7 protein-coding genes are annotated in these 10,986 nt (G+C 64.0%); 4 read left to right on the top strand and 3 right to left on the bottom strand.

Annotation, left to right across the window (positions count from 1 at the left end; translation table 11 throughout):
- Positions 1–451 precede the first annotated feature (451 nt).
- From hrpB to M2267_RS27965, 3 genes are all read left to right on the top strand, one after another.
- A complete protein-coding gene (gene hrpB / locus M2267_RS27975) occupies positions 452–2,911 on the top strand; it encodes an ATP-dependent helicase HrpB (RefSeq protein ID WP_429119125.1) in 2,460 nt (819 codons plus the stop codon).
- A gap of 34 nt (positions 2,912–2,945) precedes the next feature.
- Complete coding sequence (locus M2267_RS27970; RefSeq protein WP_429119123.1) at positions 2,946–4,253, top strand: ActS/PrrB/RegB family redox-sensitive histidine kinase; 1,308 nt, start codon at positions 2,946–2,948, stop codon at positions 4,251–4,253.
- 82 nt (positions 4,254–4,335) lie between these two features.
- Positions 4,336–4,920 (top strand): ActR/PrrA/RegA family redox response regulator transcription factor, encoded by a 585-nt coding sequence (locus M2267_RS27965; protein ID WP_034802128.1) that lies wholly within the window; start codon positions 4,336–4,338, stop codon positions 4,918–4,920.
- Positions 4,921–4,977: 57 nt separating this feature from the next.
- On the opposite strand, the gene M2267_RS27960 is transcribed toward M2267_RS27965, so the two are convergent.
- The gene (locus tag M2267_RS27960; RefSeq protein ID WP_104667895.1) at positions 4,978–5,502 is read right to left on the bottom strand and encodes an MmcB family DNA repair protein; all 525 of its coding nucleotides are present in this window, start codon (positions 5,500–5,502) and stop codon (positions 4,978–4,980) included.
- A gap of 183 nt (positions 5,503–5,685) precedes the next feature.
- On the opposite strand from M2267_RS27960, the gene M2267_RS27955 reads away from it, so the two are divergent.
- On the top strand, positions 5,686–6,375 hold the full coding sequence (locus M2267_RS27955) for a L,D-transpeptidase (RefSeq protein WP_429119120.1): 690 nt from the start codon (positions 5,686–5,688) through the stop codon (positions 6,373–6,375).
- A 129-nt stretch (positions 6,376–6,504) separates the two neighbouring features.
- Here the strand turns inward: M2267_RS27955 and M2267_RS27950 are convergent, their stop codons facing one another.
- Both M2267_RS27950 and M2267_RS27945 read right to left on the bottom strand, forming a co-directional pair.
- Positions 6,505–8,676: a malate synthase G gene (locus M2267_RS27950; protein ID WP_429119118.1), complete on the bottom strand. Its 2,172-nt coding sequence runs from the start codon at positions 8,674–8,676 to the stop codon at positions 6,505–6,507.
- 205 nt (positions 8,677–8,881) lie between these two features.
- Complete coding sequence (locus M2267_RS27945) at positions 8,882–10,885, bottom strand: hydantoinase/oxoprolinase N-terminal domain-containing protein (protein ID WP_429119116.1); 2,004 nt, start codon at positions 10,883–10,885, stop codon at positions 8,882–8,884.
- Between the last annotated feature and the right edge of the window lie 101 nt (positions 10,886–10,986).

Here is a 10,986-nt window from a genome sequence, read left to right as displayed (position 1 = left end):
ACAGACGTCAACAGCAACCTTCAAAAAAACTTCAAAAATCGACAACTCACTGAATTTACACAATAATTCCAGCTGTTGATAAACTAGGTCGATTTAATGCGTCGGAAAACCAGCGAATCTGCAGCGCGAATCTTTGACCAGGCGGTCAAAAACTTGACGACCATTTTATGTGGCCAAAAACGCCCTCAGAACACCCTTGTCTATATATAGACGACATGGGTCTCTCGGCCGTCAGATATTGATATTTGCAACAATGAAGCACCATGCGAAGCGCGCTCACGGATACGCCTGCTTGCCCTTGGGCCGACTATTGCCGTACTTGCGAACTGTCCGCCCTGGCCGACATGACAATCGATGCGGCGGGCAGACCGACAACATGGTGATGCATGAGCCGACGGATGCGCCGAGCGTAGGCAGCGCCATCATCTCTCTATAGGGCGGAGAACCAGACGTGACAACACAGCTTCCTGCGCTTCCGGTTCGCGAGGTGCTGCCCGCACTGGCACATGCGCTGACCGCAGGCCCCTCCGTGGTGCTTTCCGCCCCACCCGGCGCCGGCAAGACGACGCTCGTTCCGCTCTTCCTCTTGGATCAGAACTGGGCAAAGGGCGGAAAGATCATTCTACTCGAGCCGCGCCGGCTGGCAGCGCGCGCAGCCGCAGGCCGCATGGCCGAGCTACTCGGAGAGAAAGTCGGCGAAACCGTCGGCTATCGCATGCGTCTCGACAACCGCGTCTCGGGCAAGACACGCATAGAAGTGGTGACCGAGGGCGTGTTTGCCCGCATGATCCTCGACGACCCCGAACTCAAAGGCGTCGCAGCCGTGCTGTTCGACGAATTCCACGAACGCTCGCTCGATGCGGATTTCGGGCTGGCGCTGGCGCTCGACGTACAGGCGGCGCTGCGCGACGACCTGAAGATCATCGTCATGTCGGCAACGCTCGATGTCGAGCGGGTCTCGGGCCTGCTTGGCGGCGCGCCCGTCATCGAGAGCCAGGGCCGCAGCTATCCGATCGACGTCCGCTACCAGGATCGCGGCGGCGACAGCGTCGAGGATACGATGCTGCGGGCCATTGCCGAGGCGCATCGCACGGAAGACGGCTCGGTCCTCGCCTTTTTGCCGGGCCAGGCCGAAATCACCCGCGTCGCCACGCGATTGCAGGACCGCTTCGATAACAATACGGCGATCGTACCGCTCTACGGCAACCTGACCCAGAAGGAACAGGATGCGGCGATCCGGCCGGCGCCATCAGGCACCCGCAAGATCGTGCTTGCCACCTCAATCGCCGAGACCTCGATCACCATCGACGGCGTGCGCATCGTCATCGACAGCGGCCTGCAGCGCCTTCCGGTCTTTGAAGCCGCGACCGGGATCACCCGGCTGGAGACGGTGCGCGTGTCACGTGCGTCTGCCGACCAGCGCGCCGGCCGCGCCGGGCGAACCGAACCTGGCATTGCCATCCGCCTCTGGCACAGCGGCCAGACCGCGGCGCTCGCTGCCTTCACGCCGCCGCAGATCCTGGCCAGCGACCTCTCTGGCCTGCTGCTCGACTGCGCCCATTGGGGTGTCAGCGATCCCACCACTCTTGCCTTCATCGATCCGCCGCCGGAAACGACGCTTGCCGAGGCCAAGAAACTGCTGAACAGCCTCGGCGCCCTTGACGAGACCGGCGCGCTGACGCCAGCCGGCCGCAAGATCCGCGATCTCGCCCTGCCGCCGCGGCTTGCGGCCATGGCGGTTGCTGCCGCCGAAGAGGGCCAGGCGGAAGCGGCCTGTCTGCTGGCGGTTATGCTCACCGAACAGGGCCTCGGCGGCAACAGCATCGATCTTGAGGATCGGCTGCGCCGCTTCCGGCAGGAACGTGGCGACCGCGCCGAGGCCTCGCGCAATCTGGCGCGGCGCATGGCGGCCGAGTTGAAGGGCGCTCCGAAATCGAACGAACCGATCCAGCCGGGTGCGCTGCTGATGCACGCCTTCCCCGACCGCATCGCACTACAGCGCGGTGGCCGCGGCCGGTTCGTCATGGCAAACGGGCGGGGTGCGGAAATTCCGGAGACGGAGCGGCTGGCAGCGACTTCCATGCTGGTCATCGCCGACCTGACCGGCCGGGCCGGTGGGCAGCGCGTGCTGGCGGCGGCAGAGCTGACACGCGCCGAGGTCGAGGCGCATATGCCCGAGGCAATTAAGCGCGAAGACCAGAGCTTTTTCGACAAGGCCAGCCGGCAGGTGCGGGCACGGCGGGTGACGCGGCTCGGCGCCATCATCTTCGAGGAAGCGCCGCTCGCACGACCGACCGGCTCGTCGGCGACGCGCGCGCTCGCCGACGGCGTGCGCCAACTCGGGCTCGCCGTTCTCCCCTTCTCCAAGGAGGCGATGCAGATGCGAGACCGCATCGGCTTCCTCAATCGTTCGATCGGCGACCCGTGGCCGGATGTTTCGGATCAAGCGCTGCTCGACCGTCTCGACGATTGGTTCGTGCCTTTCCAGCACGGCGTGACCGCGATTGCCGACATCAAGGCATCCAATCTCTCCGACGGTCTGCTTTCCCTCATCCCGCATGAGCGGCAGCGCGAACTCGGCAGGCTGGCGCCGACGCATTTCGAAGCGCCGACCGGGCAGCGGCACCCGATCCACTACGACGGCGACGAGCCGATGCTGTCGATCCGGGTACAGGAACTCTTCGGCCTGAAGACCCATCCGGCGATCGGCGACGGGCGGCTGCCGCTGCTGCTCGAACTGATCTCGCCCGGCCATCGGCCGATCCAGACGACGCGGGACCTGCCCGGATTCTGGGCGGGCTCCTGGCGCGACGTGCGCGCCGACATGCGCGGGCGCTATCCGAAGCACCCCTGGCCCGAGGATCCGGCCAACGCGGCGCCGACGACACGGGCAAAGCCCCGTGGTACATGAGACGAAAGCATCGATAATTGGAATGCAGGCACGAATGACCACTGTTGCGCTCGAACACAACAACGACCAGACCAGCAACCGCAGCCTGCGACTGCAGACGCTCGTCCGGCTGCGCTGGCTCGCCGTCGGTGGCCAGTCGATCGCCGTTCTCATCACCGCCTTCTGGCTGCAGTTTCCGCTGCCCTTGATTTCCTGCCTGGTGCTGATCGCCAGCCTGGCGCTTGTCAACACCTATGTGACGCTGCGCTATCCGCCAACGCACCGGCTGCAGCCGCCCGCAGCCTTCGCGCTTCTCGGCCTCGATCTCGCGCAGATCACCGGGCTGCTGTTCATTACCGGCGGGCTCACCAATCCCTTCGCACCGCTGCTCTGCGTACCGGTCATCATTTCCTCGGCGTCGCAGCCGAAATCGCACAGCATCATCCTCGCCGGTTTTGCGGTGATCGCCATCACCGCGCTCGCCTTCTCGCCCTTCCCCCTGCCCTGGTATCCGGGCACGGTTCTCCTGATGCCACGGGTGCTGACCGCCGGCATCTGGTTTGCGATCGTCTCGATGACCGCCTTTGCCGCCTTCTATACCTACCGCGTGTCGCTGGAAGCGAGTGAGCTATCGGAGGCGCTGACGGCGACCGAACTGGTGCTTCAGCGGGAAAAACACCTGTCGCAGCTCGACGGGCTGGCGGCTGCCGCCGCCCATGAGCTCGGTACGCCGCTTGCGACCATCAGCGTGGTTGCCAAGGAGATGGAACGCGAACTCGGCAACGATCCGCGCTTCGGCGAGGATGTGCATCTGCTGCGCAGCCAGAGCGAACGCTGCCGCGATATCCTGAAGCGGCTGACGACGCTGTCCTCCGAGAGCGAGGAGCACATGCGGCTGTTGCCGCTGTCGTCGCTGATCGAAGAGGTGATGGCGCCGCATCGCGAGTTCGGCATCCACATCGAGCTCATCGAAAAGGGCGATCGTGCAACCGAGCCGGTCGGCAACCGCAACGCCGGCATACTCTATGGTCTCGGCAACCTACTCGAAAATGCGGTCGACTACGCCAAGAAGCAGGTGACCGTTACGGTCGAGCACACGACGGATCGGGTGCGCGTCACGATCGCCGACGACGGCGACGGCTTTGCACCTGATATCCTGCAGCGGATCGGCGAGCCCTATGTGACGCGCCGACAGAAGGATGACAGCGCCGGCGGCCTTGGGCTCGGGCTCTTCATCGCCAAGACGCTGCTCGAACGCTCGGGCGCGCGCCTGCGCTTCGAGAACGGCGGGCCGGACAGGCCTGGCGCCCGGGTCAGCGTCGAATGGCCGCGCGCCCTGATGGATACGAAACTGGCGAAATGACATTTCGCAGTTTATTGAACGACAGCAGAAGAAACCTATAATCTCGGCGAAAGCGTTCTGTTTTCGCTCAAGGATTGCGAGAATGACCGACAAATCGACAGCTTCGCCCAGCACCACCGCACAGGACGCCGAACTGATCGGGCCGGACCGCACCCTGTTGCTCGTCGATGACGATGCGCCCTTTCTCAGGCGGTTGGCCCGCGCCATGGAAGCCCGTGGCTTTTCCGTCGACATCGCCGAATCGGTCGCGGAAGGCATTGCCAAGGCCAAGGGCAACCCGCCGAAATACGCGGTGATCGACCTCAGGCTCGGCGATGGCAGCGGCCTCGACGTGATCGAAGCGATCCGCGGACGGCGCGACGACACGCGCATGATCATGCTGACCGGCTACGGCAACATCGCCACCGCGGTGAACGCGGTGAAGCTCGGCGCGGTCGACTATCTCGCCAAGCCTGCCGATGCCGACGACATCTTTGCCGCACTCGTGCAGCGCCAGGGCGAGCGCGTCGAGCCGCCGGAAAACCCCATGTCGGCCGATCGCGTGCGGTGGGAACATATTCAGCGCGTCTATGAAATGTGCGAGCGCAACGTCTCGGAAACGGCACGCCGGCTCAACATGCACCGCCGCACGCTTCAGCGCATCCTCGCCAAGCGCGCGCCGAAGTAAGCAATCAGTCTCCACGATCGGCGCAAAACGGCTGCTCCGGTCGTATCCTCTCCAGGATCAGTCGCGACCGCCGGAGAGGATGTCGCCGATCGAATCGCCGAGTTCACCGTTGCGCTCGGCCGCCCATTCGGCGAGCATCAAGCGCTGCGCCGCCGTGCGGGCAAAGAGTTGCAGCACTGACTTGCGTGTCGCCGGCGGCAGTTTGTGTTCGGGTGCTTCGCGCACGATGTGCCCCTCATAACCGTCAGACAACAGCAGGCCGCACTCCTGCGGGAAGATATCGAGCGGCACGCCGGCATGGGTGGCGAAGAACAGCCGGTCGCAATGCTGGCGATAGTCCGGCCATTTGCGGTCGACGCGAAAGTCCTCGATCGATGTCTTGATCTCGACGATCCAGATCTCGCCCTTGACCGACAAGGAGATCAGATCCGCACGCCGCCCGCTCGCCAAGGTCAGTTCCGGAAGGACGGAATGGCGCAGCTCGGCGAACAGCCGCTGCACGCCGCGACGCACCATCATCGCGCGATTCGACTGGCGACCGTCGATCAAGGGGTTGTCGCCATGGATAGAGAGGATCGTCATGCGTCCGGTGTCCCTTTGGGCCGGTCATTTTGTTGCAAAAAAACAAGGGTCATGGAATTTGCACTTTTCAGCCAAAATGTGGCCGCGCAATCTCTTGCATAGCACAAACTAATCGAAAATAACCGTAGTCACTGTTGGTCGCGGCGACCCAGTTTTTACTTCGCTTCTTTTTAAGAGACTCCCATGCGCTTCCGCAATGCCTTCCTCTTGTGCAGCCTCGCGGCGACACTCGCCGTTGCCGGCTGCTCGACGACCTCGTCCAAGCCCGAAACGGCTGCGACCGAACCCGCGCCCGCAACGGTACAGGTTGCTACGAATCAGATCTTTAACGGCGATTATGGCGCAGTTGAGGATCACGGTTACGCGCTGCCGGCCATCCCGATCAGCAAGGTCGATACCCGTTTCCATCGCCAGATCGTCGACTACGCCACCAGCGAGCGCCCCGGAACGATCGTCGTCAACACGCCGAATCGTTTCCTCTATTACGTGTTGCCCGGCGGCAAGGCCGTTCGTTACGGCATCGGCGTCGGCAAGGCCGGTTTTGCGTGGGAAGGCGAAGCCTATATCGCCTGGAAGCAGGAATGGCCGATGTGGCACCCGCCGAAGGAAATGGCGGAGCGCAAGCCTGAAGTCGCCAAGTATGTCGAAGAAGGCATGGGCCCCGGCCTGAAGAATCCGCTCGGCGCCCGCGCGCTCTACCTCTTCAACGACCAGGGCAAGGACACGCTGTTCCGCCTGCACGGCACGCCGGAATGGTCGTCGATCGGTACTGCCGCTTCGTCCGGCTGCATCCGCCTGATCAACCAGGACATCATCGACCTCTATTCGCGCGTTCGCCCGGGCAAGAGCGCCCGCGTCGTCGTTCAGCAGTAAACAAGACTGATCGACTGAAATCGAAAGGCCGCCGATCATCTCGGCGGCCCTTTTTCTTTTTCGGTGTCTGCGTCTATCGACGCAAGGGCGGCCGGCCAGCCAGGTTCGGCCGGCCTTCCCAGAAGTTGCTTAGGCGGCGCTCAGCGCCTTCAGCTCCAGCCGGCGACGGTGCAGGACCGGCTCGGTGTAGCCGTTCGGCTGTTCGCGGCCCTTGAGGACGAGTTCGACGGCGGCCTGGAAGGCGATCGAACCGTCGAAGTTGCCGGCCATCGCGACATAGAGCGGATCGTCGGCGTTCTGGCCGTCGACGACGGCCGCCATGCGCTTCATCGTCTCGACGACCTGGGCCTCGGTGACGACGCCGTGGTGCAGCCAGTTGGCCATGTGCTGGGCGGAAATGCGCAGCGTCGCGCGGTCTTCCATCAGGCCGACATTGTTGATGTCGGGAACCTTCGAGCAGCCGACGCCCTGGTCGACCCAGCGAACGACGTAGCCGAGGATGCCCTGCGCGTTGTTGTCGAGCTCGCGCTGGATTTCCTCCGGCGTCCAGTTCGGACGGACGGCGACCGGCACCGACAGGATATCGGAGAGCTTGGCGCGGGCGCGGCTCTTCAGGCTCGCCTGGACCTCTGCGACATTGACGCGATGGTAGTGCGTGGCATGCAGGGTGGCTGCCGTCGGCGACGGAACCCAGGCGGTGTTGGCGCCGGCCTTCGGGTGGGCGATCTTCTGTTCCAGCATCGCTGCCATCAGGTCTGGCATCGCCCACATGCCCTTGCCGATCTGGGCGTGGCCGGACAGGCCGCATTCAAGCCCGATGTCGACGTTCCAGTTTTCGTAGGCGCCGATCCAGGCCGCCTGCTTCATGTCGCCCTTGCGGATCATCGGCCCCGCTTCCATCGAGGTGTGCATTTCGTCGCCGGTGCGATCGAGGAAGCCGGTGTTGATGAAGACGACGCGCTCGCGGGCAGCGCGGATGCATTCCTTGAGGTTGACCGTGGTGCGGCGCTCCTCGTCCATGATACCCATCTTCATGGTATTGGCGGGCATGCCGAGTGCCTTTTCGACACGGCCGAAAATCTCGCTGGCGAAGGCGACTTCCTCGGGGCCATGCATCTTCGGCTTGACGACATACATGGACCCCTCGCGGGAGTTCATGCGGCGACCCCCGTTGCCGACATCGTGCAGGGCAATCAGCGCGGTGACCATGGCATCCATGATGCCTTCGGGCACTTCATTGCCGTCCCGATCAAGGATAGCCGGATTCGTCATGAGGTGGCCGACATTGCGAACCAGCATCAGCGAGCGCCCCGGCAGAGACAAAGTGCCGCCGGCGGTGGCTGTGTAGATGCGATCGGGATTGAGGCGGCGGGTGAAGGTCTTGCCGCCCTTGGCGACTTCTTCTTCGAGGTCGCCCTTCATCAGGCCGAGCCAGTTGCGGTAGACGACGACCTTGTCTTCGGCGTCGACGGCCGCGACCGAATCTTCGCAGTCCATGATCGTGGTGATCGCCGATTCGAGGACGACGTCGGCGATGCCGGCCGGATCTTCCTTGCCGATCGGCGTGGACGCGTCGAGGACGACGATCGCATGCAGATTGTTGTGCCGAAGAACGATCTCGAAGCGCCCGCCTTCCGAACCACTGTGGCCGACGAACTGGGCAGGGTTGCGAAGCGTCGTGCTCGAACCGTCCTTGAGGCCGACCGTCAGCGCATTGTCGGCGACCTTGAGCGACGTGACCGCGGCCCAGTTGCCCTTTGCCAGCGGCGCGCTGGCGTCGAGGAAGTCGCGGGCCCAGGCAATGACCTTGGCGCCGCGCTTCGGATTGTAGCCGCGGCCCTTTTCGGCGCCATCGGCGTCCGAGATCGCATCCGTGCCGTAGAGCGCGTCATAGAGCGAACCCCAGCGCGCATTGGCGGCGTTGAGCGCATAGCGCGCATTCATGACGGGAACGACGAGCTGCGGGCCGGCGATGGTCGCAATTTCCGGATCGACATCAGCGGTCGAAACGCTGAACGCGCCACCCTCGGGCAGCAGGTAGCCGATATCGCGCAGGAAGGCCTGATAGGTCTCCATGTCGCTCGGCGCGCCGTTCTGCTTGTACCAGGCGTCGAGCTTGGCCTGCAGGTCGTCGCGCTTGGCGAGCAGAGCCCGGTTCTTCGGGGCCAGGTCGTGCACGAGGGCGGAAAGCTGCTCGAAGAAATGTTCGGCCTCGACGCCGGTTCCCGGCATCGCTTCTTCCACCAGGAAGCGATGGAGGTCCGCATCAATCTTCAATCCATACGTCTCAATGCGGTCCATCTGCCAACTCCTTGAAATAGACGTAAGGAGCGCCACCGATCCGACCGGATGCGATGAAAACGCCCCAACATGTTGATCTTGCGCCTGAAGCGGGTCGCGGACCAGCCCATGCGCAATACGCGCGTGAAACGGCCGCAGTTTCTCATCAATTCATTCCCTGTCAATTCTGCAAGGATGCGAAGAATTGTTTCCGAAATGGAAAAGATCAGCCGTGGGCGATGCGCGGACGACCGCTGGCGGACGCAATGAACCGGGCCTCGACAAGCTTACGGCTGCCCTCGACCTCCGGCGCATCGATTTCCTCGCGCAGCAACGCAGCGGGATCATCGGCACCATTGGTGCGTGCCGTTTCCAGTGCCGTCGTCTCGGCCCGCCGGCGTGCGGCATCAAACGCCTTTTCCTGATCGAGAAAACGTTCGCTGGTCCCGGCGCCGTTGACGATGAAGATCCCCTCCTCCGGCATCGTCACGAAAACAGTGACGGTGGCGCTCACCTGGCCGACCACGGCGCCGACGGCATTGGCGACGCCGGCCTCCTCGGGAATGGCGGCTTCGGTTCCGAGCATATCGGCGATAGCCGGGTAATAAACCGGCGCCGAAGCACCAAGGCCGACGAGTGGGCGGTCAAGACCGAGCGAGAACCGCACGATGCCCGGCGTCCGGGTCAGCGCACGATCGACGGCCTGAGACACGGCGGGATCGATCGCACCGGCGCCATCTTCGCCAAGGCAGGCCTGCAGGATGACTTCGGAGGATTGTCGCGTCAGGCGGTCGACGATCATCTGCGCCATCGCCTCCGGAGAAGAAGCAATCGGCTGGCCAGAGCCGTCGCGGGTGCGGGCGGCAAGCTGAATGCCGAGTTCGGCCGCTTCGAGGTTCCATTGCGACTGCCGGCCGAGCACATGCATGGCGTCGGACGGCGTGAGACCACAGATATGGACAAGCCCGCGGGCCACCAGGCGATCGAGCGTCGCCTTTTGCGGCGTCGAGACCAACAGCGTTTCCAGCGACACGGGGACGCTATCGATGCGCTCGTAGAGCGCCTGCTCCTGTGGCTGCAGGCCGCTTGCAAGATGGTCCGGTAGGCCGGTGCGAACGGCAAAGCGTCCGTTATTGCGTCCGGTGTGCTGGGCGCGCATCTGTCTTTCAAGAACGGAGATGACCGCATCGCCGTGGAGCGCTGCGGCAAGGCTGAGCGGCATCAGCCGGCGCGGGCCGAGGTCGATCTTCGCCTTGAGGCCGCGATCATTGATGCGCACTTCCGAATCACCGCCGAGACCATAGGTCCGCATCGCCACCGCCTCGACCATGGTGCGAAAGCCGCCGACGACGGCCCCTTCGGCGTCGAGCCGCGGACGGCCGCCATCGAGAACAGCGACGTCGGTCGTCGTGCCGCCGATGTCGGAGACCACGGCATTGTCGAGGCCGGTCAGATGCCTTGCGCCGACGAGGCTCGCCGCCGGGCCGGAAAGAATGGTTTCAATCGGGCGCAGTCGAGCCTCCTCGGCCGAGATCAGCGCACCGTCACCGCGCACCACCATCATGGGCACGTCGATGCCGCGCGCCTTGAGGAACCCTTCGCAGGCCCCGATCAGCCGGTCGATCATCGAGACGAGGCGGGCGTTGAGCAGCGTCGTCAGGGCTCGGCGCGGCCCGCCGAGCTTCGAGGACAGTTCGTGGCTGCAGGTGACCGGCAAGTGCGAGACCTCGCGAATGCGATCGCGCACGCGCTTTTCATGATCCGGATTGCGCACAGCGAAATAGCCGGCAACAGCGAAGGAGGAGACCTGACCAGCAAGCGTTGGCAGGACGGCATCGAGCTCGCTCATGTCCAGCGGGGTCTCACCGCCATGCACATTGTGCCCGCCCGGCAGGAAGATCACCGGGTCGGAGCCAAGCGCTTCCTGCAAACCGTCGCGCTTCAGATCCTCGGGACCGAAACCGATCATGACGAGGCCGGCGCGACCGCCCTGCCCTTCGACCAGCGCATTGGTGGCAAGCGTCGTCGACAGCGAGACCATGCTGATTGCCGAGACCGGCACCTTGGCCTGATCGAGCACCGCTTCGACCGCACCGGAAATACCGACCGTGAGGTCGTGGCGGGTCGTCAGCGCCTTGGCCTTGGCGACCACCCCTTGCGTCTCCGAGAAGAGGGCGGCGTCGGTGTAGGTGCCGCCGGTGTCGATGCCGAGAAGAAAATGGGAGGTCAATTCGCGCAGTCCGGAATTCGCGCGGGGCGCAGAGGCCCCGGGTTCAATGGGGATCGATGCGGTGATATGACATATTTCAAGGGAAAACCATCGTGCCGCAG

The sequence above is a fragment of the Ensifer sp. KUDG1 genome (genome assembly GCF_050434285.1).
In the GTDB taxonomy this organism is placed as follows: Bacteria; Pseudomonadota; Alphaproteobacteria; order Rhizobiales; family Rhizobiaceae; genus Ensifer.
The sequence above is the reverse complement of the archived record's forward strand: the minus strand, read 5'-3'. Positions and strand labels throughout refer to the sequence as shown.